Here is a 25363-nt window from a genome sequence, read left to right as displayed (position 1 = left end):
CCCTCAGGGCGTAACGACAATCGTTTTCGACAAATGGCCCATGCGACTGTACGCTCTCTTCGAGCTAATGACAATCGTTACCGAAAGGGGTTCCGGTGGACACCAGAACGCCGCTGATCGTCGTCGCCGGCCGGCGCGGACCCACCGAACGGACCGCGCGGGCCCTGCTGCGTCCGGGGACCGTCGTGGTGCACCACGACCTCGACCACGTTGGTGAGGGCGTCGTGCGCCGCACCCTCACCACCGAGCACGATCACCGCCTCGACGTGCTCGAACTCGCCCACGGCTGCGTCTCCTGTACCCTCCGCGAGGATCTGCTCCCGCTGCTGCGGCGCCTGCATGCCCGCAGCAACGTCGATCGCATCGTCCTGCTGCTCGACCCCCGGCTCGAGCCCGAGGCCCTGTGCTGGGCCGTCGAGCACGTCGTCGTCTCCGGCGTCGTCGGGCAGCTCGACGGACCCGCCGCCCACGACGTGCGGATCGAGGCCACCGTCACCTGCATCGACGCTGCCACCTGGCTCGCCGACGCCACCGGCGACGAGGAACTCGACGACGACCGCACCGTCGCCCAGGTCGTCGTGGGCCAGGTCGAATTCGCCGACGCTCTCGTCGTCCGGCCCGGCGCCGACGGCTGGCACCAGGCGAAGCTGCATGCGGTGCTCGCGCGGCTCGCGCCCGATGCCCCCGTCGCGTGGGGCGAGGACGTCGATGTCGAACACCTACTCCGGCAGATACCCGCCGGGGCGCGGCGCGGGGTGGTCTCCGACGCCCACTCGCCGCTGCTGCGCGGCGAGCCACCGCTCGGCGAGGACTGCGGCGTCCGGCTGCTCGAGTTCGGTGCCCGCCGACCCTTCCATCCGCAGCGCCTGCACGAGGCGATCGACGTCCTCCTCGACGGCGTGGTCCGGGCCCGCGGCCGGGCCTGGGTCGCGACGCAGCCCGACACCGCGCTGCTGATCGAGTCCGCCGGGGAGGGGCTGCGCGTCGCCCACGCCGGACCGTGGCTCGTCGCGATGACTCCCGAGCAGCAGCAACGAGTCTCCGGCGAACGGCGCGCCATGGCGGCGCTGCGCTGGGACGACACCTACGGAGACCGCGACACCTCGATGGTGATCCTCACCCACGACGCCGACCCCGACGAGATTCGTCGCGTCCTGGAGTGGGCGCTGCTCACCGACGAGGAGTTCGCCGACCCGGCGGCCTGGCCGACGTGGGACGACCCGTTCGGCGACTACCACGAAGACCCGTGCGACGACCTCCCGGCGCCGACCGCCGACGCCGCACCGACAGAAGGAGAAGGACGAGCATGAAGCCCGGCATCCACCCCGACTACCACCCCGTGGTGTTCCAGGACGCGAACACCGGATCGGCGTTCCTCACCCGCTCCACCGTCACCGCCGACCGCACGGTCGAATGGTCCGACGGCAACACCTACCCGCTGATCGTCGTCGACGTCACCAGCGAGTCCCATCCCTTCTGGACGGGAACCGCCCGCGTGCTCGACGCGGCCGGCCGCGTCGAGAAGTTCGAACGCAAGTACGGCACGCGCCGTCGCCCCTGACCGACCCCCCGAGGAGAACCACCATGGCAGTACCCAAGCGCCGGATGTCCCGGTCCAACACCCGCAGCCGCCGCTCGCAGTGGAACGCGCAGGTCCCGGCCCTGGTGCCGGTCACCGTCGCCGGTGTCACCCACCACGTTCCGCGACGCCTCGTCAAGTCCGTGCAGCTCGGGGTGATCGACCCGAACGACGTGTGACGCCCGGCGAGGGAACCGCAGCGCCCTGCGGTTCCCTCGCCGGACACGCCGTCGTCCTCTCAGACACCTCTCAGCGGTCGGGTCCACACTGGAAGCCATGCGCATTCTGGTGGTCGACGACGACCGGGCGGTGCGGGAGTCCCTGCGCCGATCACTGAGCTTCAACGGATACAGCGTCGAGCTCGCGACGGACGGGCAGGACGCCCTCGAACAGGTCGCGGCCGAACGGCCCGACGCGATGGTCCTCGACGTGATGATGCCGCGGGTCGACGGCCTCGAGGTGTGCCGACGATTGCGCAGCACCGGCGACGACCTCCCGATCCTCGTACTCACCGCCCGGGATTCCGTCTCCGAGCGCGTCGCGGGCCTGGACGCCGGCGCCGACGACTACCTGCCCAAGCCGTTCGCGCTCGAGGAACTGCTCGCCCGGCTGCGCGCGCTGCTCCGTCGCGCCTCACCCGACCCGGCCGAGTCGGAGGAGACGCTGCGGTTCGCGGACCTGACCCTGAACCCGTCCACCCGTGAGGTCACCCGCGGTGCCCGCTCGATCAGTCTCACCCGCACCGAGTTCGCCCTCATGGAAATGCTCATGGCGAACCCCCGCCGCGTCCTGAGCCGCAGCCGGATCCTCGAGGAGGTGTGGGGCTACGACTTTCCCACCTCGGGCAACGCCCTCGAGGTCTACGTGGGGTACCTGCGCCGCAAGACCGAGGCCGAGGGTGAGCCGCGCCTGATCCACACGGTGCGCGGCGTCGGCTACGTCCTGCGGGAAACCCCGCCGTGACCCGACTCGAAGGCGCCGACCCGGATTCCGGGCGCCCGATGCGGCCCCCGCTGCTGCTGACCCGGTCGGTGCCGCTGCGCCGTCGTGTCACGCTGCTGGCGGCCGGCGCCGTGGCGATCGCCGTCGCGGTCACCTCGATCGCGGCGTATGCGGTGGTCGCGCGCGCTCTCTACGCCGACGTCGACAAGCAGTTGCGGGCGCGCGCCGCCGCGCTCGTCGAGAGCAGCACCCTCATCACCTACGACCCCCGCTACATCGGTGGCGCCCAGCTCTACAGCTCCGACATCAGCGTGGCGCTCGTCTATCCCGACCTGGGGCAGTACGTGCCACCCGGATCCTCCGTCCCGATCGGCAGCGCCGAGTTCGCCGTCGCGAAGGGCGAACGGGAGTCGTCGCTGCGCACCGTCGGTCATCAGCGGGTGCTCGCGCAGCGCATCCCCGACGGCAGCACCATCGTCATCTCGCAGCGACTGCAGCCCACCGCGGACATCCTGAAACGGCTCGCGAGCGTGCTGTTCGTTGTCGGCGGGTGCGGGGTGGTGCTCGCCGCGGCCGCCGGTGCGACGGTCGGACGCACCGGTCTGCGCCCCGTCGCGCGGCTCACCGCGGCGGCCGAGCGGGTCGCCCGCACCGACGACCTGCGGCCGATCCGCGTGACCGGGCACGACGAGCTGGCCCGCCTCACCGAGAGCTTCAACACGATGCTGCGCGCGCTCGCCGAGTCGCGGGAGCGGCAGAGCCGGCTCGTCGCCGATGCCGGCCACGAGCTGCGCACCCCGCTGACGTCGTTGCGCACGAACATGGAACTGCTCATCGCGGCGAGCCGGCCGGACGCCCCGAACCTGCCCGAGGAGGACATGGCGGAACTGCGCGCCGACGTCGTGGCGCAGATAGAGGAGCTGTCCACCCTGGTGGGGGACCTCGTCGACCTCGCCCGCGAGGACGCACCCGAGACGGTGTTCGAGCCGGTCGACATCTCCGACGTCGTCGAGCGCAGCCTCGAACGGGCCCGGCGGCGCCGCTCCGACCTCGACTTCACGGCCCACACGGAACCGTGGTTCGTCTACGGCGACCAGGCCGCGCTGTCGCGGGCGGTGCTCAACGTCCTCGACAACGCCGCCAAATGGAGTCCCGCCGACGCCGAGGTGCTCGTGTCGATGCGCCAGCTCGGGCCCGGCCTGATGGAACTGACCGTCGACGACGCCGGCCCCGGCATCCCGGAGGAGGACCGCGAGCTGGTGTTCGAGCGGTTCTACCGTTCGACCGCGTCGCGGTCGATGCCCGGATCCGGCCTGGGCCTCGCGATCGTGCGGCAGGTCGTGATGAAGCACGGCGGCACCATCGCGGTCGACGCCTCGTCGCGCGGGGGTGCCCTCGTCCGGATCGTGCTGCCCGGCGCGCCGCACCTCGAACACCCGGCGGATTGACAGGAAAATCGGCGTCGGGTCTAAGCGGACTCTCAGCCGCCGCGGGCATGCTGGGAAGCCGACGAGCCACCGACCCGGCGGCCGTGTACACGAAAGCGATGAGATGAGCGAGGACCCCACCCAGGGTGGCGGCCACCGAGAGCCCCACCAGCCGATACCGCCCCAGCCGAATCCCTACCAAGCCCCCTCCGGTCCGGGGTACGGGCACACCGCGCCGTTCGGCGCCCCGCCCCAGCCCGCGCCGGGACCCCAGGGCGCACCGCGGTCCGCGCGGGGCCTGCTCGCCCTCGGCGCCGTCGCGCTGGCACTGGTCAGCGGCGGCATCGGCGGCGCGGTCGGCGCGTGGACCACGCAACAGTCGACCGGCGGTGCGTCCGTCACCAATGCTCTCGACGCGCCGAGGCCGTCCACGACGACGGTCGCCGCCGCGCCCGCGGGGTCGGTGCAGGCCGTCGCGCAGAAGGTCGTGCCGAGCGTCGTGCGCATCGAGGTGGTCGGCCGCACGGCACAGGGCGAGGGCTCGGGGGTGATCCTGTCCTCCGACGGCCTGATCCTCACCAACAACCACGTCGTCGCCGGCGGCGGCGCCGGCGCGCAGCTCACCGCATACTTCTCCGACGGAAGTTCCGCTCCGGCGACCGTCGTGGGGACCGATCCGATCTCCGACATCGCCGTGATCCGGGCCGAGGGCCGCACCGACCTCACGCCGATCGAGCTCGGCGATTCCGCCGCCGTGCAGGTGGGCCAGCAGGTCGTCGCGGTCGGCTCACCGCTCGGGCTCGAGAGCACGGTGACCACGGGGATCGTCTCGGCCCTCGACCGGCCGGTGTCGACCAGCGGGGAGACCGGGAACCAGAACACCGTCATCGACGCGCTGCAGACCGACGCCGCGATCAACCCCGGCAACTCCGGTGGCGCGCTCGTGGACATGGACGGCCGGCTGATCGGCGTCAACACGGCGATCGCCACCGCCGGTGGACAGTCCGGATCCATCGGTCTCGGCTTCGCCATCCCGGTCGATCAGGCCCGTCGCATCGCCGACCAGCTCGTCGACACCGGGAAGGCCACCCACGCCATCATCGGCGTGCAGGTGCCGTCGCAGAGCGACGTGCGTGGCGCCCGGGTCATGGAGGTCACCGCGGGCGGACCGGCGGAACGGGCCGGAATTCCGAGTGGCGTGGTCATCACCAAGGTCGACGACCGGCTCGTCACGGACGGGGACTCCCTGATCGCGGCCGTGCGCTCGTACGCGCCCGGCGATACCGTCCGCATCACCTACACCGACGCTCAGGGTGGCGGCGAGAAGACCGTCGAGGTGCAGCTCGCGGAGGCGGAGGCGGGTGGCCGATGAGAGCAGAATCGACCGCCGGGTTCATTCTCGGACATACAGCTCGTTCGACGGACAGGGGAACTACGGTGGGCATCATGGAATTCGAAACCCCCAGGACCGGACGAGCCCTCGTGGTGATCGTGGACGACCGGGTAGCGCACGGCGACAACCCGGACTCCGCCGGACCGCTGGTGACCGAACTGCTCGCCGAGGCGGGGTTCGCCGTCGACGGTGTCGTCACCGTGTCGGCCGACGAGGTGGAGATCCGCAACGCCCTCAACACCGCCGTCATCGGCGGTGTGGACCTGGTGATCTCCGTCGGTGGGACCGGGGTGTCGCCGCGCGACGTGACGCCGGACGCCACGTCCGACGTGCTCGACCGGGAGCTCCAGGGGATCGGCGAGGCGTTGCGCTCCTCGGGTTTCTCCGCCGGCGCGATGGATGCCGGCCTGTCCCGCGGTCTGGTCGGGCTGTCGGGGTCCACGCTGGTCGCCAACCTGGCGTCGTCGCGCGCCGCGATCCGCGACGGCATGGCCACACTGTTGCCGCTCGCCTCGCACGTGATCGAGGAACTGTCGCGAGTGGAGGGATAGCCATCACAGGCACGGACGAGAGTGCTGCCGGTGCGTCGCCGGACGACGCACCGCAGCGCGGCGACGCCGGCCGGGCCCGGATCGACCGGGCCCGGCTCCGCCGCGTCTTCGGTGACGTGCTCCCCGAGACGACTCGCGACGAGCGCTCGCCGGGCGACGAGTCGTCCGACTCGGACGAGTGGCTGCGACGGCAGGTCCCGCCCCACCACGGCAGTGTGTGATCTACCCCACTTACAGTTGTTTCCCGAGGGGCGGTCGTTCATTTCTCGGCCGACCGTTCGAAATCTCTTCGTAACCCTTCCGCTCGGCGTTTCACCTTGATCATCGGCACCCTTTCAGGTGAGGTCGATCACCGTCGCACCGGGCGGATGCACCGCATCACACCCCGGTTTGCGGGTGTCACCTGTGGGTATGCACGAATGCGGATAAGCCGAACCTAAGATTTGACATCGCGCGGCCTCTGTGTGCCGCCGTGGGTGCTGGTCACCCGTTGTTTCACTGGGCCGAAACATTTCCGTCCCGGCGGGGCTCTGCGCGCCGACGTAGCCGTTGCTGGGGTTCGAGGTCACGGTCTAGTCTCTGTCGTGGTTCGCTGAGGTCAAGATCAACGGCACACGTCGCGGTCTTCATCACGAATCGGAAACGCAACCGTGCGGATGACGCACACGTCGCACCGGCGGGCGGGTGCCCGCCGGTGTTCATGGTGTGGCATGCCTCGCGGGCGACAGGGCAGTTGTCGGACGCGTGTGCGTGACCCGGCACGCAGAGAATGGATGAGGCATTCATGAAGATGCAGACGCGACGCGGTGTGAAGGCCGCCCGCAACGTCACGGTGGCCGCCGCCGCCGTGTTCGGCCTGGTTCTGGGATCGACCGGGACCGCCGGCGCTGTGGTCGACGACCAGAACCGGATCGTGTCGGACGGTCACGAGGTCGTCGTGACCCAGGAGGACACCTTCATCCAGGGTGTCCCCCCGATCGGCGGTAGCCCGCTCAGCCGTGAGTGGTTCCACAACGGTCGTGGCATCGCCAACATCGTCGGCCCCGACGCCGCGGACTTCGAGGGCTCGACGTTCCAGTTCGGCTACCAGTTCGCGTGGTCGGCCGCGGTCGACGGCTCGATCGGCATCGCGTGGTCGAGCCCGCAGGCTGAGCTCGAGGCCACCCGTGGTGTGGAGAACGTCGACCAGTTCGATCCGGTCTGGAACACCAATGACGCGGGTGAGTACATCGACTACGAAGGCAATGTCGTCGAAGAGGAAAATCGTGTTCCTGCGACCGACGACGACACCGCCGACGGCAACCCGCTTTACATCCCCAACGGCGAGACGAGCCCAGCGCCGTATGCAGAGGACGTTCTCACCGTCGACAGCATCCTGCCCCAGTTCACCGCCGGCATCGAGCTGACCCCGGCCCCGGGCATCGAGGAGCTCGTCGTCGCCGAGGGCGAGTTCGACGGCGATTACAAGCACGTGCAGTTCGCCAACGTGCACGGCGCCGCCACCGGCGTCATCGGCGCGGTCTCGGTCCGCCCCTTCGTCCGCGTGATCACCGCGAACGGCGACAACGTCACCACCTACGGCAAGGTCTGGACGATCTAGTCCTGCTCCGCCCCACCCCGCAGTAATCCCCACCAAGAAATACGGAGAAATCATGGGAATCAAGTCGCGTGGCTTCAAGGCCGCACGTAACGCCGCGGTGTCCGGTGCCGCCGTCCTGGGCCTGGTCCTCGGTGCGACCGGCTCCGCGCAGGCTGCGGTCGACGATCAGAACCGGATCGTCTCGGACGGCCTCGAGGTCGTCGTGACCCAGGAGGACACCTTCATCCACGGCGTGCCGGCCCTGGGTGGCAGCCCCTTCAACCGCGAGTGGTTCCACAACGGCCGCGGCACCGCGAACCTGATCGGTGAGGATGCTGCCGACGCCGAGGGCACCACGTTCCAGTTCGGCTACCAGTTCGCGTGGGCCGGCAGCATCGACGGAGCCATCGGCGTCACCTACTCGACCCCGCAGCTGGAGCTCGAGCTCTCGGCTGCGGACGGTGCCACCGCCACCGTGACCGACATCCTCCCGCAGGCCTACGCCGAGCTCGAGCTGACCCCGGCTCCGGGCATCGAGGAGCTCGTCGTCGCCGAGGGCGAGTTCGACGGTGATTTCAAGACCGTCCAGTTCTCCAACGTCCACGGCACCGCCTCCGGCGTCATCGGCGCCGTCCAGGTCCGTCCGTTCGTCCGCGCCATCACCGCGAACGGCGACAACGTGACCACCTACGGCAAGCCCTGGACCGTCTGACACGACGTCCCGGCCGCAGGCTGAAACGGGTTGGGCCCGCTCGGAATTCCGATCGGGCCCAACCCTTTTCGTTGTCCGGTGCAGTTCGTGCCTATCGCTCCTGCTCTTCGAGGCTCGGCTTGGCGTGTGCACCGCTCTGACCGGTCTGCGCCTCGAGGATGTCGCGGATCTGGATGAGCAGATCTTCGGCACTCGCCTTGGTGTCGTCCTTCTCGGTGGCGAACCGCTTCTTGGCGGCGTTCGCCGGGACGATCAGCACGAAGTAGACGACGGCGGCGATGATGAGGAAGTTGATGATCGCCGACACCACGGCGCCGAAGTTGAGGAAGGTCTCGGGGTTGTCGGGCAGGATCTGGACGCCCCAGCCCATCTCGTTGTCCCCACCGATCGCCGCGATGAGCGGTTCGATGATGTAGCTGGTGAAGGCGGTGACGATGGCCGTGAACGCGGTGCCGACGACGACCGCGACGGCGAGGTCGAGCACGTTTCCGCGGAGCAGGAAATCCTTGAAGCCCTTCAGCATGGTGCGTCTCCTTGACAGGTGTTGTCGTCGTGCTCGCAGTCGCACCATAAACCAGCAGGTGTGCGGCTCAGACCGAAATACGAGACGTCGTCCGGCCCAGTGCAAGGTGACTGTCCGGCCCGGTGCAAGGTCACTGTCCGGCCCAGTGCAAGGTCACCGTCCCGCTCAGTGCAAGGTCACCGTCAGTGCGCTGACGAGTGAGGCCGCGGCCACGGCTGTCGCCGGCTCGGGCGGCAGCGCGAGCAGCACCACCTTCTCTCCGCGGTTGTTCGTCTCGTCCGTTCCCTGAGCCAGCACGACCGTCGCCCCCGTCGCCAGCACCCGTACCTCCGGTGCCGACGGGGCAGAGGCCTCGGCGACGGTGAGGACGTCGACGAGGTCGCCTTCGCGGAGCAGATCCCCGACGCCGGGGTCGGCCAGGCGGACCGGCACCACGCGGGCCGCGCTGTCGCCGGTGGTGGCCGCCGCGAGGCGCGGCCCGAGCATCCGCACCCCGACGAGGACTTCGCCGGCGGGCACCGGTCCGGCCAGGGTGTGACCGAGGGCCTCGGCGGGATCGGTGAGGGCCCCGGACGGGAGCTGGGACGCGTCGCGCTCGACGACGGTGACGTCGTCGACGGTGAGGGTCTGCCCGGGCCGCAGGTCGCGCGCGGCGACGACCGTGCGGGTCCGGTCGTCCGACGCGCCGCCGGTGACGGCGGAGACCGCCGCGACACCGACGAGACCGGCCGCGATCGCGCGGCGCACGGCGACGGTGCGCGCCCAGCCGGGCCGAGTCAGCGCCGTGAGCCGGTCGGTCAGCGTGGGGTCGAGCGGATTGCGCAGGTGCGGGAACGAGAACGGGCCGGCGGGCATGGCCCGAACCCTAGGGGTCGGGTCGTACCCGCCGGCCCGTCGAAGTGCCGATCAGGGGCGGACTGTGGATGAATCGTCCGCTTGTGGATGAACGGTGTCAGCTCGCGGCTGCGGCCGGTGCCGAGGTGCTCGAGGACGAGCTGCTCGACGACGAGGTGCTCGACGATGCGGCCGGCGACGAGTCGGACTTGGCCGGCTCGCTGGCGGTGCTGCTTCCGCTGCGGGAATCGGTGCGGTAGAAACCACTGCCCTTGAAGACGATGCCGACCGAATTGAACAGCTTGCGCAGCTTGCCCGAGCACTCGTTGCATTCCGTCAGGGCGTCGTCGGTGAACGACTGCACGATGTCGAATCGGTTGTCGCAGGACGTACAGGCATAGGAGTAAGTGGGCACCGGTGGATCCTCCGCGAGTTGGTTGGCGACCGCAGCATTAGCACTCTACAGCCGACAGTGCCAACATCGCTACTGGGGTTCCCTATTCCCCGTCCCGGCCGACCCGTTCAGCGGCACCAGGCCGCGGCCGGGCGTCAGGGCCCAGCCCATCCGGATGTCGTGGGGATCCTCCGGCAGCTCCGGTACGAGTTCCTCGTCCCGGACCACTGCCACGAGGACGGCGTCGGCGGCCGCGAGATGCAGCGTCCGGTCGTAGAAGCCGGCTCCGCGACCGAGCCGGACGCCGCGTTCGTCCACTGCGAGCGCCGGCACCAGCACGGTGTGCGCGCGGCGCACCTCTTCCGGCCCCAGGGCCGGTCCGGTGGGCTCGAGCAGGCCGTACCCGGCGGGGGCGAGTGCGCCGGCCCCGGTGTACTGCGCCCAGTCCAGGGTGCTGTCCGCACGGGTGAGCGGCAGCAGCACCCGGTTTCCGGCCTCGCAGAGAGCATCGAGCAGGGACAACGCGCCGGGCTCGGACCCCACCGGCACGTAGGCGCATACCGTCGCCCGGGTGGGGGCCAGGGATCGTGCCGCCGCGGCGAGGGCGGCGTCCTCACCGCGGCGCTCCTCGTCGTCACGGGCCCGTCGCGCAGCAACGATTCGGGCCCGCCATTGTGACTTGGAGAGTGCGCTCATATCCGTCACCTTAGGATCTGACCTATCTACCGGGTGGTAGCCGAAAGTTAGGGTGGGATCTATGACGAACAATGCGACCGGTGCAGCGGGCCATTTCCGCACGGCAGTGGTTCCCGCGGCCGGCCTCGGTACGCGCTTTCTGCCGGCGACCAAAACCGTGCCGAAGGAACTCCTCCCGGTGGTGGACACGCCGGGAATCGAGCTCGTGGCGGGGGAGGCCGCGGACTCGGGTGCCGAGCGACTGGTGATCGTGACGGCGCCGGGCAAGGACGGCGTCGTCGCGCATTTCGTCGAGGACCTGGTCCTCGAGTCGAAACTGAAGGAGAGCGGCAAGTACCACCTGCTCGAGAAGGTCCGCAAGGCGCCGGGGCTGCTCGAGGTGGAGTCGGTGGTGCAGGAGCAGCCGCTCGGACTCGGGCACGCCGTCGCGTGCGCCGAGGCCGCCCTCGATCCCGACGAGGACTCCGTCGCCGTCCTCCTGCCGGACGACCTCGTGTTGCCGCGCGGAGTCCTCGAGACCATGCAGCGGGTGCGGGCCAAGCGCGGCGGCACGGTGCTGTGCGCGATCGACGTGCCCAAGGACCAGGTGAGCGCCTACGGTGTCTTCGACGTCGAAGAGGTGCCCGACGCCGTGAACCCGGACGTGCTGAAGGTCGTGGGCATGGTCGAGAAGCCGGCGCCCGAGAATGCGCCGTCCACGTTCGCCGCCGCCGGGCGCTATCTGCTCGATCGGGCGATCTTCGACGCGCTGCGCCGGATCACTCCCGGTGCGGGCGGTGAACTGCAGCTCACCGACGCAATCGCCCTGCTCATCGAGGAGGGTCACCCCGTGCACGTGGTGGTCCATCGGGGCACTCGACACGACCTCGGAAATCCCGGCGGCTATCTGCGCGCTGCGGTTGACTCTGCGTTGAACAGCGAGGAGTACGGCCCCTCCCTGCGGGAGTGGCTCGTCGAGCGCCTGAAGCACTGACGGCGCGACAGGTCGGGAGGACGAGAAGCGGTATGCGGTCGGTCGAGGATCAACAGGCCAGGGTCACGGCGGCAGCGGTGGCGCCCCGGCCGGTCCGGGTCGCCATCTCCGAGGCGCAGGGCCTGCTCTGTGCGGAGGAGGTCGTCACCGAGCGGCCCCTGCCCGGCTTCGATCAGGCCGCGATCGACGGCTACGCGGTGCGCAGCGTCGACGTCCAGGGTGCGGGCACCGATGCGATCGGCGACGACGGCGAACCGATCGAGTTGACGCTGCCCGTGGTGGGCGAGGTCTCGGCCGGGTCGCGTCAGCCGATCCGGCTGCAGCCGCGGCAGGCGGTGCGGGTGGACACCGGGGCGCCGCTGCCGACCCTCGCCGACGCCGTCCTTCCGCTCGACCGCACCGACGGTGGCCGCGCGCGTATCAAGGTCCTGCGTCCCGTCCGGTCGGGTGAGTACGTCCGCCGGGCGGGCGACGACGTCCAGCCCGGCGATGTCGCGGTCCGGGCCGGCACGATCATCGGCGCCGCCCAGGTCGGTCTGCTCGCGGCGGTCGGCCGCGACAAGGTGCTGGTCCATCCGCGTCCCCGGCTGTCGGTGATCTCCGTCGGCGGCGAGCTCGTGGACGTGGACCGCACCCCGGGTCCCGGCCAGGTGTACGACGTCAACTCGTACGCCCTGGCGGCGGCCGCCCGCGACGCAGGCGCGGACGTCAACCGCGTGGGGATCGCCAGCACCGACCCGAAGCGCCTGCGGGAGGTGGTCGAGGGCCAGCTGATCCGGTCCGAGATCGTCGTGGTCGCGGGAGCCGTCGGCGGTGGTGCGCTCGAGGAGGTGCGCGAGGCGCTGGCCGACCTCGGCAAGCTCGAGGTGGAGCGGGTGGCGATGCACCCCGGCTCGGTGCAGGGATTCGGCCAGCTCGGCCGCGACGAGGTGCCCACCTTCCTGCTCCCGGGGAATCCGGTCAGCGCGCTGGTCGTGTTCGAGGTGATGGTGCGGCCGCTGATCCGTATCGCGCTCGGGCGCCGGCAGCCGATGCGACGCGTCGTCACGGCCCGCACCGTCACGCCGATCACCTCGATCCCGGATCGCAAGGGATTCCTGCGGGGGCAGCTGATGCGCGACGAGGCGACGGGCGAGTACATGGTCCAGGCGCTCGGTGGTGCGGCGGGCGCGTCGTCGCACCTGCTGGCGACGCTGGCCGAGGCGAACTGTCTGGTGCTGATCGATCCGGAGGTGACCGAGGTGCGCACCGGCGATCCGGTGGACGTCGCCTTCCTCGGACAGCGCGGCTGATGAGCCGTCATCCGGGATGGCCGGCGGAGCTGGGTCCGCTGCGGGTTGCCGGTGGACTGGTCACGGTGCGGCCGATCCGGTTGCGCGACGCGGCGGTGTGGAGCCGGCTGCGGATCCGGGACCGGGCGCACCTCGAGCCGTGGGAGCCCACCGGGGACGTGCCCTGGGAGATGCGCCATCACATCACGGTGTGGCCCGGGCTGTACCGCAGCCTGCGGGCGGAGGCCCGCCGGGGTCACATGCTGCCGATGGCGATCGAGCTCGACGGGGAGTTCTGTGGACAGATCACCGTGGGCAACGTCGTGCGCGGTGCGCTGCGGTCGGCGTGGATCGGCTACTGGGTGGCCAAGCACGTCAACGGCCTGGGTGTGGCCACGGCCGCGGTGGCGCTCGGGTTGGACCACTGCTTCGGCCCGGCCGGGTTGCACCGGGTCGAGGCCACGGTGCGGCCGGAGAACGTCGCGAGCCGCGCGGTGCTGCGCAATGTGGGTTTCCGCGAGGAGGGCCTGCTGCGGCGCTACCTCGACGTCGACGGGCGCTTCCGCGACCATCTGCTGGTCGCCATGACGGTCGAGGAGGTACCCGGCAGCGTGTCCGACGTGCTGATCCGGGGCGGCCGGGCCGGCTGGGCCTGACGGCTGTAACGCAGATTACGTGTAGCGATGCGTAGTAATACCCACACGTGGGTATATGCGTGTGACTAGAGTGAAGAGAGTGTCACATGGTTCGCGTGACTCGTGTGACAGCTGTAGTCATCTGAGTCGGCGTTTCTGTCCTGGTGACGGCCTCGGGGCCGCTAACCTGACGGGGTCAGTGGCGTCGACGGACTGGTAGGCGACGACTGGGAGGAGGGCCGCCGAATGCCGAACTCGCTCCTGTGGATCGGGTTGGTCGCCGTGTGGTTGTTCGTTCTGGTGCCGATGCTGGTCACGAAGCGCCCCCGTATCCGTCAGACGACCGACGCCGCACTCGCAACCCGGGTTCTGCACCGAGGTGACGACGAGCCACTCGCCCCGCGCGGGCCGGCCGCAGGTCATCGCCGCGATCCCCACTGGCGTCCGAGTCGGGATTCCGCCCGTCCCACTGCCGGCGACGACTCCGGTCGCGTCCGCACGGTGGACGACCGCAGACACCGCCACCCAGCGGAGGACCGCATGGACACACAGCTCGACACCGACCACGACACCGACTTCGACGACCGTCCCGAACGTGCTCCCGCCCGGGAGTTCGTGCCTCAGCGCCGCGGACGCGGCGGATTCGATCCCCAGGCCGACGCCATGGCCCGCGCCGCGCGCTACGAGTTCCGGCAGCGCACCGTGCTCGGCCTGCTGTTCGCAGCGATCATGACCGCCGCCCTCGCCCTCGTCGTCTCGTCGGCGCTGTGGTGGCTGTGCGCGGTCGCGACGGCCGCCCTCGCGGGCTACCTCGTCTACCTTCGTCGTCAGGTGCGCGTCGAACAGGAGATCCGTCGTCGTCGCATGGCCCGCCTGAACCGCTCGCGCCTGGGCGTCGAGTCGCACAGCGACGACGAGTTACGTCTCGTCCCGGCGCGGCTGCGCCGTCCCGGCGCGGTCGTGCTCGAGGCCGACGACGAGGACCCGGTGTTCGAGCACCTGGACCGCTACGCGGACGACGAACCCGCCTACGAGGCGTACGAACCCCGCTACGACGCCGACGACTACCCGGTGCGCCGGGCATCCGGCGAGTAGCCGTCGGTCCGCTCGGGAGTATTCAGCGCCCGGTGACGATGTGTGCCACGAGAGGCGCCGACACCGAGCCGTCCGGGTCGGTGAACCGGGCCAGCACCGATCGGGCCTCCGAGGTGATCGCCTCGTACGTGCCGGCGTCGATCCGTTCGATCAACGGGCTGCCCTCGACCTCGGTCGCCACCATCGCATCCACGGACGGGAACCGCGCGCTTCCGGTGTGCGTGGTGAACCGATCGACGGTGAGTCCGGCGTCGCGGAACCATCCCCGCAGTTCGTCGCGGTCCCCACAACTCCAGTAGGTGCCCAGGAGAGACGCCGCGGGCGGACCGGCGTGCCGGACCGCGACGTCGACGAAGTCCCGGTAGGCCGGCTGCTCGTCCAACGCGGCCGGCACACACACGGCGACCACCTCCGTCGCCACGCGTCGCATCTCGCGCAGCGCCCGGGCACGATCGGGAAAGAACATCAGCGCCATCTGGCACAGCGCCGCATCGAACGAACCGTCCGCGAACGGCAGCGCGCCGGCGTCACCCCGGCGCCATTCGACGTCGGGACACATCCGGCGTGCCACCGCCAGCATGGCCTCGCTGACATCGACACCGACGACCCGGCCCGACGGCCCTACCCGGTCGGCGGCCACGCGCGCGACGATCCCGGTTCCGCATGCCACGTCCAGCACCCGTGTGCCCGTCGTGATCGCAGCCTGGTCCAGCAGCCGTGGCGCCCACTGCGCGAAGAGCGCGGGTACGAAGCGTGACTCGTACACCTCCGCGGCCGCCGGTGAAATCCCGAAGTTCTCGGTCGTGTTCGTCATACCCCGAGGGTGGCGCCGCGCCCGGGTGCGGCGCATCGGGCAGGTGACCCATCTTCCGGGTGGGCGGCGGCATACGCGGCGGCCTCCGAGCGGTTCCGCACGCCGAGCTTGCGGAGGATGTGGCTCACGTGGTGCGCCACCGTCTTGCGGGAGACGAACAGCCGGCCGGCGATCTCCGGATTCGTCAGGCCCACCGCGAGCAGGTCCAGCACCTCGCGTTCGCGGGCGGTGAGGCCGCTGTCGAGGCCCGGGGCGGTGCGAGCGGTGGCGCGGATGCCGGGGCCGCGCACCCCGAGACGCCGCAACAGGGCCGCGGAGCGGTCCGCGGCGGCGACGGCTCCGAGTTCCCGGAAGATCGTCACCGCCGTTCGCCCCCGTGCGGCCGCGAGGGTGGGATCGTCGTTCATCGCCGATTCGGCCAGTTCGAGCAGGCAGCGGGCCGCCTCGAACGGCGCCGCGCGGTCCGCCCAGCGAGCAGCGGCCGTCTCGAAGGCATCGACTGCGGCCACCACGCGGCCCCGCGCCGCGGCGGTCAGCCCCGCCGCCTCCACCGCCTCGGGACCGTCGGGGTCGAGCGCCGCCGCGGTGGCCGTCGCCGCGTCCAGGTCGCCCGTGGCCGCCTGGGCCCGGGCGCACAGCAGGGACGTGGCGCCGCGACGTTCGAGCAGCCGCCGGGCGGTTGCGGGGTCACCGTCGGCGAGGACGACCTCGGCGCGGGCGGTGTCCAACTCCGCGGTCGGGCGGGGGGATCGGTCCAGCATCGCCCGGGCCTCGTCGAGCCGCCCCTGCCGGACCCGGAGCGTGGCGAGGGCCGCGACGGCGCGCGCGTGGACAGCGGGGCAGACCTTCTCGTCGAGCGTGAGCACCGCCGTCAGCAGACGGTCCGCCTCCGCCCAGCGGCCCGCGGTGAGCAGCAGTGCCCCGTAGAGGGTGCGGCACTCGACGTACAGGAAGGGGCACCCCCGGCGGGAGGTGAAGTCCTCGGCGACGCGGCACCACTCGCCGGCGCGACGGGTGTCGCCGGCGAGCGCACACGCGCCGAGCATGTCGCAGCAGACGAACACGACGGTGTCGAATCGGCGGTCCGCATCGCCCAGGGCGGCCGCCGCGGCCTCGTCCAGCAGCGCGAATCCGGGTTCCAGGTCGCCCCGGGCCACAGCCACGTGTCCGGACTGGGCGAGTGCCACCAGTTCGAGATCCCGGTCGCCGCATCGGCGTGCGGCGTCCAGGGCGCGCGCCACCCACGGCGCGGCCGCCGCGGCGTCCGGGAGCAGGCGGTGGGCGTGTGCCACCCACACCAGGGCGTGCAACGCGCCCGGTGCCCCCTCGGGCAGCAGTCGCTGCGCCCGGCGGACCCAACCGTGGGCCACCGACCGATTGCCGAAATCGGACGTGTAGCTGATGCTCAGCCACGCCGCGCAGCGAACCGCGCTCTCCCGGTCGCCGCTCCGGAGAGCCGTCGTGTAGGCCCTGCGACAGGCGGCGACGCTGTCGTCGAGGCGCCCGAGCCACCACGACGCCTCGCCGATGCCGAGCCACGCCGCCGGATCGTCGGTCGCGGCCGCCACCGACGTCAGGTCGGCCAGCGCGGCGGCCCACCGACCCTCCCGCAGGGCCTGGTCCCCACGTAGGCGCACTGCATCCACAGGTCGATTGTCCGCCGCCGTGACCTGTGCCGATACCTCAATTTCGTCTCCGGCGCGCACGTTTGCTACAGTTTGCGGGCGGTTCCGAACGGAACCCGCGGGGCTGTGGCGCAGTTGGTAGCGCGCTTCGTTCGCATCGAAGAGGTCAGGGGTTCGATTCCCCTCAGCTCCACCACCGAAGGGCGTCTCCCGGGCCGGGAGGCGCCTTTCGTCGTCGATGTCGTGCCGCCGATTGCGGGCCGAACAGCCGCGCGGTCGGGGAGACTGTGTGACATGGAACACAGGATGAGTGACGACGAGTTGCGGCGCGCTATTCGAGTGCTCCGCGAACGTGCCGACAGCGCCCGCAGCGAAGGCCGCGACGCCGACGCCGACGGCATCGAGGAGACGATCCGCAAGTACCAGGAGGAAATGGCCCAGCGCCTCTGACTCACCCCGCGGACGGGAGGACGAACGCTCCTTGCACCACGGCACCTGCGCGGCGCCGCGGCGGTCGACGTCGCGCTAAGGTGGCCCGCAGACGACGAGAGCGGGGGCGGGCATGGCGATCAAGGACCTGCGGGACAGGAAGTTCCTCGTGACCGGAGCGGCCAGCGGTATCGGCCGGGCACTGGCCCTGGCCGCCGCCGCGGAGGGCGCCGAACTGGTGCTCACCGACCTCGCCGCCGACGGTCTCGACGACACGGTCCGCACCGTGCGCGAACGTGGGGGCTCGGTGCTGCACGCCGCGGCGCTCGACGTCTCCGACTACGACGCCGTCACCGCCTTCGCCGCCGACGTCCACGAGCGCGCCGGGGCCCTCGACGTCGTCGCCAACGTCGCCGGAACGTCGGTGTGGGGCACGGTCGACGCGCTCGAGCACCGGCACTGGAAGCAGATGGTCGACGTCAACCTCATGGGCCCGATCCACGTCATCGAGAACTTCGTGCCGCCGATGATCGAGGCCGGCCGCGGTGGGCATCTCGTCAACGTCTCCTCCGCGGCGGGACTGCTGGCCCTGCCGTGGCACGCGGCGTACAGCGCGAGCAAGTTCGGTCTGCGCGGCGTGTCCGAGGTGCTGCGGTTCGACCTGCACCGGCATCGCATCGGGGTCTCGCTCGTCGTGCCCGGTGCGGTCCGCACCCCGCTGGTGAACTCCGTGCAGATCGTCGGCGTGGACCGCGACCATCCGGCCGCCCGCAAGCTCACCGCCCGGTTCGAGCGGCACGCCGCGTCGCCGGAGAAGGTCGCCGGGTGCATCCTCGCCGGGATCCGGAAGAACCGCTTCCTGGTGTACACGTCGTTCGACGTGCGTTTCGGCTACTGGTGGGCCCGCAAGTTCGCCCCGCCGTACAACGTGGTGATGCAACTGGCCAACAACTACTTCTCCCGCACCCTCGAGGCCGTCCGCACCCGCCGGTGACGCTCAGGCCGAGGTCTTGTCGAGGGCGAACTCGCGTAACCGCGTTCCCGCCCGCAGCGCTTCCCGATCGTGCGTGACCATCACGACGGCGACGTCGCGCTCGCGCGCCGTGCGTTCGAGCAGTTCGACGATCTCGCGGCTGCGGTCGGCGTCCAGCGCCGACGTCGGTTCGTCGACCAGCAGGACCGCAGGATCGTTGACGAGACTGCGGGCGATCGCGACCCGCTGCCGCTGCCCGCCGGAGAGCTGGTGGGGACGGCGGTCGGCCTGCTGCGTCAGCCCCACCGCCGCGAGCAGGTCGCGGGCGCGGGCCCGGTCGATCCGGCGCCCGCTCAGGTGCGCGACCAGCGCGAGCTGCTCCGTAGCGGTCAGCGAGGGCAGCAGGTTCGCCTGCTGGAACACGAAGCCGATCCGGTCCCGCCGCAGCCGGGTCCGCGTCGCCGCGTCGAGATCCGTGGTGTCCACGCCGTCGAGGACCACTCGGCCGGAATCGGGCACGGTGAGCAGTCCCGCGACGGCGAGCAGGCTCGACTTGCCGGATCCGGACGGGCCGGTGACGGCGACCGTCTCGCCGGCCTCGGCGTGGAAGTTCAGGCCGTCGAGGACGCGCAGGGTGGCGTCTCCGTCGGGATAGGTGAGGACGATGTCGGTGAGCCGCACGCTCATGGTGGTGCCTTTCTCGAACGGATCTCTCGAACAGCTCAGTGGGCCGCGGCGAGCGCGGTCAGCGGGTCGACGGAGCCGATGCGGGCGACGGCCGCCGCGGCACCGAGGAGGCCGATCCCGACCAGCGCGACGAACGGCAGGACGGTCGTGGCCGCGCTCAGCGTGAACGGAACGACGGTGGCGGCGGCCGCCCCGGCGGCGGTGGCGGCGACGGTGCCCAGCCCGGTTCCGAGCACGAGCACCACGGCGGCCTGTCCGAGGGCGTCGCGCAGCAGGTAGGAGGTGGAGGCACCGATCGCGCGCAGCACCGCGATGTCCCGGCTGCGCTGGACGGTCCACACCGTGAAGAACGCCCCCACGACGAGGGCGCCGACGACGAGCAGCATGGCCTGCATCAGCAGCAGCGACCCGCGTTCGGAGGTGTACGACCCGATGGTGTCCAGGGTCGCGGAGGTGTCGAGCACGCTCGTGCCGGTCGCGGTCGCGACCGTGGGCGCGTCGAACCCGGGTCCGGTCCGCAGCGCGATCACCGTCCCGTCGGCGCCGGCCGTCGCGGGCAGGTCGCGCCAGGTGCCGAGGTCGAGCCACACGACGGGCTGATGGCTGTAGTAGGAGTCCTCGACGAGGGCGGCGACGGTGACCTCCCGGCCGCCGACGGTCAGGATCGTGCCCGGCGACCAGCCGTTGTCTGCGGCGAGTTGCGCGTCGACGGCCGCCGTCGCCGGGCGCAGGCCTGCCGGTGCCGCGAAGGACCCGGGAGCGACCCCGAACAGGGCCGCCGCCACCTCGCGTCCGCCCGACCCGACGCGGCCGGGCGCGACCCCGAGCACGGCGGTGTCGGCCACACCGGGCTGCGCGGCGAGTGCGGCGCGTTGCGAGTCGGTGACGGTGGACTCGCCGAACGACACGTCGGACGGATCGGTGCCGCCGCCGTCGAGGGCGAAGTGCTCGGCGCCGATGCCGCGGATCGCGGCGATCGACTGGTTGCCCAGGCCCGCGGTGAGGCCGGAGAGCATGACGACGAGGAACGAAATCAGGACGAGCACCGCCGTCATGACGGCGAAGCGCCCCGTGGCGAAGCGCAGATCGCGCAGTGCGAGGAACATGAGTTCCACCGTGCCCGGCGCGACGGTGCCCGCGCATCGCTCGGCGGATGGGTTCGCGGATCAATCGAAAGTAGGAGGCGGCGGCGTGGTCGGCGGTGTTAGCGTCGGTGCAATGCAGACCGCCCGACCGCACCCTCCCGAGGGGACGGTCCCGGTGCTGCGTGCGATGCAGCTGGGCCAGCACGCGCTGTTCGTGCTGCTGCTGCTGGTCGGGGCACTGCGCGGTGCCGGCTCGGCGGGGGTGCTGGTCCTCGCGGGCGCCGAATTCGCCTGGTACGTCTCGGGGCTGTGGTTCGCCCGGCGCGGATCCCGCGGCGGAATCTGGCTGGCGGTGCTGCTGGCCGGGTGGCTGGCGCTGGTGCTGCTCGCGCCGGATTTCGTGTGGCTCGCCTTCGCGCTGTTCTTCCTGTGCTTCCATCTGCTGCCCACGGTCGCCGCGATCGCGGCGACCGCGGCACTGACGGCGGTCGCGATCGCCGCGAGCATCGGGCACGGCACCGCCAACCCGACGGCCGCCGTGCTCGGGCCCCTGTTCGGGGCGCTCGTGGCGTCCGGCACGGCCCTGATCTACCGCCAGCTCGTGCGCGACGCGGAGCAACGCGACGCGCTGCTCACCGAACTCACCGCGGCGCACCGCGAACTGCTCGACGCCCAGGACGAGCTGGTGCGGTTGCAGCGGGAGACCGGCGCCACCGCCGAACGGGCCCGCCTCGCCCGCGACATCCACGACACGCTGGCCCAGGGCTTCTCGTCGATCCTGCTGCTCGCCCGCGCCGGGTTGCGGACCGGCGGCGACACCGCGGCGCTGCTCGGCCGGATCGAGGAGACCGCGCGGCGCAATCTCGTCGAGGCCCGCCGGGTCGTGGACAAGCTGCGTCCGTCCGACCTCGACGACGCGCCGCTGGCGGCAGCCCTCGGCCGCGTCCTGGACCGGTTGCGCGGCGACACCGGCATCGACGCCGAACTGCGCGTGGACGGTGAACCGCTGCCGCTGCCCACGGGATTCGACGTGGCGTTGCTGCGGGTGGCGCAGAGCGCGCTGGCGAACGTCCGGCTGCATGCGCGGGCCCGCCGCGTGCGGGTGACCCTCGCCTACGCCCCGGACGAGGTCCGGCTCGACGTGGTCGACGACGGAGCCGGTTTCGACGTCGACGCGGCCGGTTCGGGCGGCGGCTTCGGGCTCACCGCCATGCGGGATCGGCTCGCCGAACTCGGCGGCGCGGTCGTCGTCGAGTCGGCGCCCGGCGACGGAACCGCCGTGGCCGCAACGCTGCCCGTGCGGATGCTGCCGTGATCCGGGTGCTGCTCGTCGACGACCATCCCGTCGTGCGGGCGGGCCTGCGCGCGCTGCTCGCGTCGGAGCCCGGCCTCGAGGTGGTGGCCGAGGCCGCGTCCGGGCGGGAGGCCGTCGCCCAGAGCGCCGCGCACCGCCCGGACGTGGTGCTGATGGACCTGCGGCTCGGACCCGGGATGGACGGGGCGGACGCGACGGCCGAACTCGCGGCCGCGCCGGATCCGCCGAAGGTGCTGGTGCTGACCACGTACGACACCGACTCCGACATCCTGCGCGCGGTCGAGGCGGGGGCGGCCGGCTACCTGCTCAAGGACGCCGACCCCGCCGTGCTCGTCGACGCGGTGACCCGGGCGGCGCGGGGCGAAACCGTGCTGGATCCCGGTGTGGCGCAACGTCTCTACCGCAGCATGCAGACACCCCGGGTGGAGCTGAGCGCCCGCGAGATCGAGGTGCTCGCCGCGGTGGCGCGCGGCCTGTCCAACCGGGCCGTCGCCAAGGAACTGTTCGTGAGCGAAGCCACCGTCAAGTCCCATCTGGTGCACGCGTTCTCGAAGCTGGGTGTGGACTCGCGCACCGCGGCGGTCGCCGCGGCACGCGAGCGCGGCCTGCTCTGAGGGTCAGCCGGCGCGTCGCAGCGTCGCGTGCAGATGGTGCGTGAGCGGGGTCTGCGCGTGCGCCATCCACAGGTCGTAGGACAGGTCGTCGCCGTCGAGTACGAACCGCCGCCGCAGCTCGTGCACCGGCTTGGCGTGCGGAGAGCGCTCGAGGTGGACGGGCGTGAAGTCGAGGACGCCCTGGGTGAGCCGGGAGCGCTGGATCTCGACGAATCCGGTCGGCTGGGAGACCAGCAGCTCCACGTCGTGGTCGGCGAGACGGAGGTAGCCGTTCTCGGTGTGCATGGGCTGACCGGTGCCGGGGTTCTTCGTGCGGCTGACGTACATCAGGAACGGCTTCCCCGGGACGGCGGTGAAGTCGATGGTCTCGTCGTAGGTGAAGTCCTCGATGGTGGGGTAGTGGCCTTCGCCGCCGCCCACCCAGCGGCCGGCGAAGTCGGCGAGGTCACCGAGCGGGTCGGTGTCGGTCATGAATGTCTCCTCGGTCGTCGGGCACCGCCGATCCTGCCACCGCGGATGGACGCCGGGTCGGGTTCGGGGAGTTTCGGCGCACCGTGAGGCGGCCCGCGGCATTACGGTCTATTCCATGAACGCTGCGCTGGGTGTGGACTCCGAGGTGGGGGCGCTGAAAGCGGTGCTCATGCACCGGCCGGGCGCGGAACTCGAACGCCTGACTCCCCGCAACAACGACCAGTTGCTGTTCGACGCGCTGCCCTGGGTGGCGCGGGCGCAGGAGGAACACGACGCGTTCGTCGAGCTGCTGCGGGGGCGGGGCGTGGAGGTGCTGCTCCTGTCCGACCTGCTCACCGAGACCCTCGAGGTCAGCGGCGCCGCCCGCGTCCAGGGGGTGTCGTCCGCGGTGGACCCGCGCCGGCTCGGGCACGGGCTGGCGCACGAACTCGCCGCCCACCTGCGCGCGATGTCCGCCGCGGACCTCACCCGCGTCCTCGTCGCGGGCATGACGTTCGACGAACTGCCCGCCGCGGGACTCGGGGCCGCGCCGTCGCTGGTGCGGTTGATGCACCACGGTGCCGACTTCGTGATCGAGCCGCTGCCGAACCTGCTGTTCACCCGGGACTCGTCGTTCTGGGTCGGTCCCCGGGTCGCGATCCCCACCCTGGCCCTGCCGGCCCGGCGCCGGGAGGCGGCGCTCACCGACCTGATCTACGCGTTCCACCCGCGGTTCCTGGGGGTGCGGCGGGCCTACGAATCGCACACCGCGCCGGTCGAGGGCGGGGACGTGCTGCTGCTCGCTCCGGGCGTCGTGGCCGTGGGCGTGGGGGAGCGCACGACCCCGGCGGGTGCGGAAGCGCTCGCTCGGAGCGTCTTCGAGGACGGTCTCGCGCACACCGTGCTGGCGGTGCCGATCGCGCAGCAGCGGGCCTCGATGCATCTGGACACCGTGTGCACGATGGTGGACGTCGACGCCGTGGTGATGTACCCGGCGGTGCGGGAGACGTTGCAGGCCTTCACTCTCCGCCGGGAGAACGGTGACGTCCGGATCAGTGGGCCGCGCGGGTTCCTCGAGGCGGCCGCCGACGCGATGGGGATCGAGAAGCTCCGCGTCATCGACACCGGCCTCGATCCGGTCGTCGCCGAACGGGAACAGTGGGACGACGGCAACAACACCCTGGCCCTCGCGCCCGGCGTGGTGGTGGCCTACGAACGCAACCTCGAGACCAACACGCGCCTCGAGGACGCGGGCATCGAGGTGCTGCGCATCGCCGGGTCCGAGCTGGGCTCCGGACGCGGCGGGCCCCGCTGCATGTCCTGCCCGCTCGCCCGCGCCCGGCCGACCGCGGGCGAGGCGGGGACCTAGAGGATCTCGCGCACCTTCTCGACGGGCCGGGCCAGGACGGTGCCCTTGTCGGTGACCACGATCGGGCGCTCGATGAGGATCGGATGGGCCACCATCGCGTCGAGCAACTCGTCCTCGGAGGCATCCGCCAGGTTCAGATCGCCGAACAGCGACTCCTTCCGCCGGATCGCCTGGCTCGGGACCAGGCCGGCGTCGTCGAGCAGCTTGCGCAGCCCGTCGCGCGACGGCGGGGTCTCGAGGTACTTGACGACGGTCGGTTCGAGGCCCGCCTCCTGCAACACCTTCAGGGTGTTGCGGGACGTGCTGCACCGGGGGTTGTGGTAGATCGTCGCGGTCGTTGCCATGGCCACATTCTGCCGTGCGGCACGGGCGAGTGCGGGGGTGCCGCGGCGCATTCGGGAACGGTCGGCCGGCACTGTTAGCCTCGACGCACCATCAGCCCACCTGAGGACGCCCCGATGCTCGACATCGTCATCGACCCCGGCTCGCCGGTCCCGCCGTACGAGCAGTTGCGCCAGCGGATCGCCACGATGGTGCGGCGCGACGAACTGATCGCCGGCACCAAGCTGCCCACCGTCCGCGGGCTGGCCGAACACCTCGGCATCGCCCCGAACACCGTGGCCAAGACCTACCGTGAGCTCGAGCAGCTCGGCATCATCGAGACGCGGGGCCGGGCGGGCACGTTCGTCGCGGATTCCGGTGACTTGACCCGCACGCTCGCCCAGCGCGCCGCCACCGGCTACGTCCGCGAACTGCGCACCCTCGGCATGTCCGACGACGAGGTGCTCGAGTTCGTCGTCGCGGCGCTGCGCGGCGCCTGAAACCACCGACACCCACCCGTCCACGAGGAGTTTCCCATGAGTGGCACCGTGCCGGCGCGCATCGCGTTCGCGGTCGAGGCCATGGATCCGCAACCGGGCAGCGACGTGCTCGAGATCGGCTGCGGAGGGGGCGTCGCGCTCGCGCTCGTGTGCGAGCGGCTGCGCCGCCGCGGCTGCGTCGTGGGGGTGGACCGCTCGGCGACGCAGATCGACCGGGCGCGTCGCCGCATCCGGGACGGACTCGACGCCGGGCTCGCCGAACTGCGTGTCGGCGAGTTCCCCGGCGTCGACCTGCCGGGGTCGTTCGATCTCGTCTTCGCCGTCAACGTCCCCAGTTTCCGCAGCGACGACCCCGCCGCGCCGACGGCTGTCGCGTCGCTGCTGCGACCCACCGGCGAGCTGTGGGTGTTCGACGAACCCCCTCCGGGGCTGGCCGTCGGACCGGTGTCGATGCGGATCAGCGCGCTGCTCTCGCGCTGCGGTTACGCGATCGTCGACATCGTCGAGGGCGGCCGGACCGTCGGCGTGCGGGCCGCGCCCGCGGACGTCACCGCCAGCTCGGCAGCCACAGCTGCTG

Annotated in this window: 30 protein-coding genes and 1 tRNA gene; 21 read left to right on the top strand and 10 right to left on the bottom strand. The window is 71.4% G+C overall.

Annotated elements, in window-relative coordinates:
- Nucleotides 1–95: 95 nt before the first annotated feature.
- The 9 genes from mrf to OEY_RS0106065 all read left to right on the top strand — a co-directional run bounded on the left by mrf (nucleotide 96) and on the right by OEY_RS0106065 (nucleotide 8183).
- Nucleotides 96–1310 (top strand): ribosome hibernation factor-recruiting GTPase MRF, encoded by a 1215-nt coding sequence (mrf, locus tag OEY_RS0106110; RefSeq protein WP_010593016.1) that lies wholly within the window; start codon nucleotides 96–98, stop codon nucleotides 1308–1310.
- Nucleotides 1307–1561 (top strand): type B 50S ribosomal protein L31, encoded by a 255-nt coding sequence (locus OEY_RS0106105; RefSeq protein WP_003937784.1) that lies wholly within the window; start codon nucleotides 1307–1309, stop codon nucleotides 1559–1561. Before mrf ends, OEY_RS0106105 begins: the two co-directional genes overlap by 4 nt.
- A gap of 23 nt (nucleotides 1562–1584) precedes the next feature.
- Nucleotides 1585–1758 carry a 50S ribosomal protein L32 gene (rpmF, locus tag OEY_RS0106100; protein ID WP_003937785.1) on the top strand — a complete coding sequence of 58 codons (174 nt, stop codon included), beginning with the start codon at nucleotides 1585–1587 and terminating at the stop codon, nucleotides 1756–1758.
- 97 nt (nucleotides 1759–1855) lie between these two features.
- On the top strand, nucleotides 1856–2542 hold the full coding sequence (locus tag OEY_RS0106095) for a response regulator transcription factor (RefSeq protein ID WP_010593015.1): 687 nt from the start codon (nucleotides 1856–1858) through the stop codon (nucleotides 2540–2542).
- 38 nt (nucleotides 2543–2580) lie between these two features.
- Nucleotides 2581–3969, top strand: coding sequence for a HAMP domain-containing sensor histidine kinase (locus tag OEY_RS0106090; protein ID WP_017679453.1), 1389 nt, complete (start codon nucleotides 2581–2583; stop codon nucleotides 3967–3969).
- Nucleotides 3970–4072: 103 nt separating this feature from the next.
- Entirely contained in the window at nucleotides 4073–5320 is a 1248-nt protein-coding gene (locus OEY_RS0106085) for a S1C family serine protease (RefSeq protein WP_010593013.1), read from the top strand.
- A gap of 74 nt (nucleotides 5321–5394) precedes the next feature.
- The gene (locus OEY_RS0106080) at nucleotides 5395–5892 is read left to right on the top strand and encodes a MogA/MoaB family molybdenum cofactor biosynthesis protein (protein ID WP_026137469.1); all 498 of its coding nucleotides are present in this window, start codon (nucleotides 5395–5397) and stop codon (nucleotides 5890–5892) included.
- A 784-nt stretch (nucleotides 5893–6676) separates the two neighbouring features.
- Nucleotides 6677–7492, top strand: coding sequence for an MspA family porin (locus OEY_RS0106070; protein WP_010593011.1), 816 nt, complete (start codon nucleotides 6677–6679; stop codon nucleotides 7490–7492).
- A 52-nt stretch (nucleotides 7493–7544) separates the two neighbouring features.
- Nucleotides 7545–8183 carry an MspA family porin gene (locus tag OEY_RS0106065; RefSeq protein ID WP_010593010.1) on the top strand — a complete coding sequence of 213 codons (639 nt, stop codon included), beginning with the start codon at nucleotides 7545–7547 and terminating at the stop codon, nucleotides 8181–8183.
- Nucleotides 8184–8274: 91 nt separating this feature from the next.
- Here OEY_RS0106065 and mscL read toward each other — a convergent pair whose 3' ends face one another.
- The 4 genes from mscL to OEY_RS0106045 form a co-directional block, all read right to left on the bottom strand.
- The gene (gene mscL, locus OEY_RS0106060) at nucleotides 8275–8706 is read right to left on the bottom strand and encodes a large conductance mechanosensitive channel protein MscL (protein WP_003937793.1); all 432 of its coding nucleotides are present in this window, start codon (nucleotides 8704–8706) and stop codon (nucleotides 8275–8277) included.
- Between the two features lie 165 nt (nucleotides 8707–8871).
- Nucleotides 8872–9561: an RcpC/CpaB family pilus assembly protein gene (locus tag OEY_RS0106055; protein ID WP_010593009.1), complete on the bottom strand. Its 690-nt coding sequence runs from the start codon at nucleotides 9559–9561 to the stop codon at nucleotides 8872–8874.
- Nucleotides 9562–9658: 97 nt separating this feature from the next.
- The gene (locus OEY_RS0106050) at nucleotides 9659–9955 is read right to left on the bottom strand and encodes an FmdB family zinc ribbon protein (protein ID WP_010593008.1); all 297 of its coding nucleotides are present in this window, start codon (nucleotides 9953–9955) and stop codon (nucleotides 9659–9661) included.
- Between the two features lie 69 nt (nucleotides 9956–10024).
- On the bottom strand, nucleotides 10025–10630 hold the full coding sequence (locus OEY_RS0106045; RefSeq protein ID WP_010593007.1) for a 5-formyltetrahydrofolate cyclo-ligase: 606 nt from the start codon (nucleotides 10628–10630) through the stop codon (nucleotides 10025–10027).
- Between the two features lie 61 nt (nucleotides 10631–10691).
- Here OEY_RS0106045 and OEY_RS0106040 point away from each other — a divergent pair, with 61 nt between their 5' ends.
- From OEY_RS0106040 to sepX, 4 genes are all read left to right on the top strand, one after another.
- Nucleotides 10692–11603 (top strand): UTP--glucose-1-phosphate uridylyltransferase, encoded by a 912-nt coding sequence (locus OEY_RS0106040; RefSeq protein WP_003937797.1) that lies wholly within the window; start codon nucleotides 10692–10694, stop codon nucleotides 11601–11603.
- A 32-nt stretch (nucleotides 11604–11635) separates the two neighbouring features.
- On the top strand, nucleotides 11636–12895 hold the full coding sequence (gene glp, locus OEY_RS0106035) for a molybdotransferase-like divisome protein Glp (protein ID WP_010593006.1): 1260 nt from the start codon (nucleotides 11636–11638) through the stop codon (nucleotides 12893–12895).
- On the top strand, nucleotides 12895–13530 hold the full coding sequence (locus OEY_RS0106030; protein WP_010593005.1) for a GNAT family N-acetyltransferase: 636 nt from the start codon (nucleotides 12895–12897) through the stop codon (nucleotides 13528–13530). Before glp ends, OEY_RS0106030 begins: the two co-directional genes overlap by 1 nt.
- A gap of 225 nt (nucleotides 13531–13755) precedes the next feature.
- Nucleotides 13756–14604, top strand: a complete 849-nt coding sequence (sepX, locus tag OEY_RS0106025) for a divisome protein SepX/GlpR (protein ID WP_010593004.1) — start codon at nucleotides 13756–13758, stop codon at nucleotides 14602–14604.
- A gap of 22 nt (nucleotides 14605–14626) precedes the next feature.
- Here sepX and OEY_RS0106020 read toward each other — a convergent pair whose 3' ends face one another.
- Nucleotides 14627–15418, bottom strand: coding sequence for a class I SAM-dependent methyltransferase (locus OEY_RS0106020; protein ID WP_017679461.1), 792 nt, complete (start codon nucleotides 15416–15418; stop codon nucleotides 14627–14629).
- Nucleotides 15415–17064 (bottom strand): LuxR C-terminal-related transcriptional regulator, encoded by a 1650-nt coding sequence (locus OEY_RS31375; protein WP_272942267.1) that lies wholly within the window; start codon nucleotides 17062–17064, stop codon nucleotides 15415–15417. The genes OEY_RS0106020 and OEY_RS31375 overlap by 4 nt, the downstream gene beginning before the upstream one ends.
- A gap of 99 nt (nucleotides 17065–17163) precedes the next feature.
- Between OEY_RS31375 and OEY_RS0106010 the strand changes: the two genes are divergently transcribed.
- From OEY_RS0106010 to OEY_RS0106000, 3 genes are all read left to right on the top strand, one after another.
- Nucleotides 17164–17239, top strand: a tRNA-Ala gene (locus OEY_RS0106010).
- Between the two features lie 110 nt (nucleotides 17240–17349).
- On the top strand, nucleotides 17350–17493 hold the full coding sequence (locus OEY_RS30430) for a hypothetical protein (protein WP_155621893.1): 144 nt from the start codon (nucleotides 17350–17352) through the stop codon (nucleotides 17491–17493).
- A gap of 112 nt (nucleotides 17494–17605) precedes the next feature.
- The gene (locus tag OEY_RS0106000) at nucleotides 17606–18466 is read left to right on the top strand and encodes an SDR family oxidoreductase (protein WP_010593001.1); all 861 of its coding nucleotides are present in this window, start codon (nucleotides 17606–17608) and stop codon (nucleotides 18464–18466) included.
- A 3-nt stretch (nucleotides 18467–18469) separates the two neighbouring features.
- Here OEY_RS0106000 and OEY_RS0105995 read toward each other — a convergent pair whose 3' ends face one another.
- Both OEY_RS0105995 and OEY_RS0105990 read right to left on the bottom strand, forming a co-directional pair.
- On the bottom strand, nucleotides 18470–19132 hold the full coding sequence (locus OEY_RS0105995) for an ABC transporter ATP-binding protein (protein ID WP_010593000.1): 663 nt from the start codon (nucleotides 19130–19132) through the stop codon (nucleotides 18470–18472).
- Between the two features lie 35 nt (nucleotides 19133–19167).
- Nucleotides 19168–20238 carry an ABC transporter permease gene (locus OEY_RS0105990; RefSeq protein WP_010592999.1) on the bottom strand — a complete coding sequence of 357 codons (1071 nt, stop codon included), beginning with the start codon at nucleotides 20236–20238 and terminating at the stop codon, nucleotides 19168–19170.
- 112 nt (nucleotides 20239–20350) lie between these two features.
- Here OEY_RS0105990 and OEY_RS0105985 point away from each other — a divergent pair, with 112 nt between their 5' ends.
- Nucleotides 20351–21532, top strand: a complete 1182-nt coding sequence (locus OEY_RS0105985; RefSeq protein ID WP_051009366.1) for a sensor histidine kinase — start codon at nucleotides 20351–20353, stop codon at nucleotides 21530–21532.
- On the top strand, nucleotides 21529–22146 hold the full coding sequence (locus OEY_RS0105980; RefSeq protein ID WP_010592997.1) for a response regulator: 618 nt from the start codon (nucleotides 21529–21531) through the stop codon (nucleotides 22144–22146). The genes OEY_RS0105985 and OEY_RS0105980 overlap by 4 nt, the downstream gene beginning before the upstream one ends.
- Before the next feature lie 3 nt (nucleotides 22147–22149).
- On the opposite strand, the gene OEY_RS0105975 is transcribed toward OEY_RS0105980, so the two are convergent.
- Complete coding sequence (locus tag OEY_RS0105975; RefSeq protein ID WP_010592996.1) at nucleotides 22150–22617, bottom strand: FABP family protein; 468 nt, start codon at nucleotides 22615–22617, stop codon at nucleotides 22150–22152.
- 115 nt (nucleotides 22618–22732) lie between these two features.
- Between OEY_RS0105975 and arcA the strand changes: the two genes are divergently transcribed.
- Nucleotides 22733–23965 (top strand): arginine deiminase, encoded by a 1233-nt coding sequence (arcA, locus tag OEY_RS0105970; RefSeq protein WP_010592995.1) that lies wholly within the window; start codon nucleotides 22733–22735, stop codon nucleotides 23963–23965.
- Here arcA and arsC read toward each other — a convergent pair.
- Nucleotides 23962–24309 carry an arsenate reductase (glutaredoxin) gene (gene arsC, locus OEY_RS0105965; protein ID WP_029539913.1) on the bottom strand — a complete coding sequence of 116 codons (348 nt, stop codon included), beginning with the start codon at nucleotides 24307–24309 and terminating at the stop codon, nucleotides 23962–23964. The genes arcA and arsC overlap by 4 nt on opposite strands.
- A gap of 114 nt (nucleotides 24310–24423) precedes the next feature.
- On the opposite strand from arsC, the gene OEY_RS0105960 reads away from it, so the two are divergent.
- Together OEY_RS0105960 and OEY_RS0105955 are read left to right on the top strand one after the other, a co-directional pair.
- Nucleotides 24424–24786 carry a GntR family transcriptional regulator gene (locus tag OEY_RS0105960; protein ID WP_010592993.1) on the top strand — a complete coding sequence of 121 codons (363 nt, stop codon included), beginning with the start codon at nucleotides 24424–24426 and terminating at the stop codon, nucleotides 24784–24786.
- Between the two features lie 36 nt (nucleotides 24787–24822).
- Nucleotides 24823–25363, top strand: a 541-nt coding sequence (locus tag OEY_RS0105955; protein WP_010592992.1) for an SAM-dependent methyltransferase, incomplete at its 3' end; no start/stop codon positions are given.

The organism is Rhodococcus sp. P14 (genome assembly GCF_000256505.1).
Taxonomy (GTDB): Bacteria; Actinomycetota; Actinomycetes; order Mycobacteriales; family Mycobacteriaceae; genus Rhodococcus; species Rhodococcus ruber.
The sequence above is the reverse complement of the archived record's forward strand: the minus strand, read 5'-3'. Positions and strand labels throughout refer to the sequence as shown.

Bases quoted from the DNA above. Each gene is read 5' to 3' on its own strand.
- rpmF (WP_003937785.1), top strand. From the start codon at position 1,585: ATGGCAGTACCCAAGCGCCGGATGTCCCGGTCCAACACCCGCAGCCGC.
- glp (WP_010593006.1), top strand. From the start codon at position 11,636: ATGCGGTCGGTCGAGGATCAACAGGCCAGGGTCACGGCGGCAGCGGTG.
- OEY_RS0106070 (WP_010593011.1), top strand. From the start codon at position 6,677: ATGAAGATGCAGACGCGACGCGGTGTGAAGGCCGCCCGCAACGTCACG.
- sepX (WP_010593004.1), top strand. From the start codon at position 13,756: ATGCCGAACTCGCTCCTGTGGATCGGGTTGGTCGCCGTGTGGTTGTTC.
- arsC (WP_029539913.1), bottom strand. From the start codon at position 24,309: ATGGCAACGACCGCGACGATCTACCACAACCCCCGGTGCAGCACGTCC.
- OEY_RS0105975 (WP_010592996.1), bottom strand. From the start codon at position 22,617: ATGACCGACACCGACCCGCTCGGTGACCTCGCCGACTTCGCCGGCCGC.
- OEY_RS0106065 (WP_010593010.1), top strand. From the start codon at position 7,545: ATGGGAATCAAGTCGCGTGGCTTCAAGGCCGCACGTAACGCCGCGGTG.
- OEY_RS0106085 (WP_010593013.1), top strand. From the start codon at position 4,073: ATGAGCGAGGACCCCACCCAGGGTGGCGGCCACCGAGAGCCCCACCAG.
- mscL (WP_003937793.1), bottom strand. From the start codon at position 8,706: ATGCTGAAGGGCTTCAAGGATTTCCTGCTCCGCGGAAACGTGCTCGAC.
- OEY_RS0106040 (WP_003937797.1), top strand. From the start codon at position 10,692: ATGACGAACAATGCGACCGGTGCAGCGGGCCATTTCCGCACGGCAGTG.
- OEY_RS0105990 (WP_010592999.1), bottom strand. From the start codon at position 20,238: ATGTTCCTCGCACTGCGCGATCTGCGCTTCGCCACGGGGCGCTTCGCC.
- OEY_RS0105995 (WP_010593000.1), bottom strand. From the start codon at position 19,132: ATGAGCGTGCGGCTCACCGACATCGTCCTCACCTATCCCGACGGAGAC.
- OEY_RS30430 (WP_155621893.1), top strand. From the start codon at position 17,350: ATGAGTGACGACGAGTTGCGGCGCGCTATTCGAGTGCTCCGCGAACGT.
- OEY_RS0106055 (WP_010593009.1), bottom strand. From the start codon at position 9,561: ATGCCCGCCGGCCCGTTCTCGTTCCCGCACCTGCGCAATCCGCTCGAC.
- OEY_RS0106095 (WP_010593015.1), top strand. From the start codon at position 1,856: ATGCGCATTCTGGTGGTCGACGACGACCGGGCGGTGCGGGAGTCCCTG.
- OEY_RS0106105 (WP_003937784.1), top strand. From the start codon at position 1,307: ATGAAGCCCGGCATCCACCCCGACTACCACCCCGTGGTGTTCCAGGAC.
- OEY_RS0105985 (WP_051009366.1), top strand. From the start codon at position 20,351: ATGCAGACCGCCCGACCGCACCCTCCCGAGGGGACGGTCCCGGTGCTG.
- arcA (WP_010592995.1), top strand. From the start codon at position 22,733: ATGAACGCTGCGCTGGGTGTGGACTCCGAGGTGGGGGCGCTGAAAGCG.
- OEY_RS0106080 (WP_026137469.1), top strand. From the start codon at position 5,395: ATGGAATTCGAAACCCCCAGGACCGGACGAGCCCTCGTGGTGATCGTG.
- OEY_RS0106045 (WP_010593007.1), bottom strand. From the start codon at position 10,630: ATGAGCGCACTCTCCAAGTCACAATGGCGGGCCCGAATCGTTGCTGCG.
- OEY_RS0106090 (WP_017679453.1), top strand. From the start codon at position 2,581: ATGCGGCCCCCGCTGCTGCTGACCCGGTCGGTGCCGCTGCGCCGTCGT.
- OEY_RS0106000 (WP_010593001.1), top strand. From the start codon at position 17,606: ATGGCGATCAAGGACCTGCGGGACAGGAAGTTCCTCGTGACCGGAGCG.
- OEY_RS0106030 (WP_010593005.1), top strand. From the start codon at position 12,895: ATGAGCCGTCATCCGGGATGGCCGGCGGAGCTGGGTCCGCTGCGGGTT.
- OEY_RS0105960 (WP_010592993.1), top strand. From the start codon at position 24,424: ATGCTCGACATCGTCATCGACCCCGGCTCGCCGGTCCCGCCGTACGAG.
- OEY_RS0106020 (WP_017679461.1), bottom strand. From the start codon at position 15,418: ATGACGAACACGACCGAGAACTTCGGGATTTCACCGGCGGCCGCGGAG.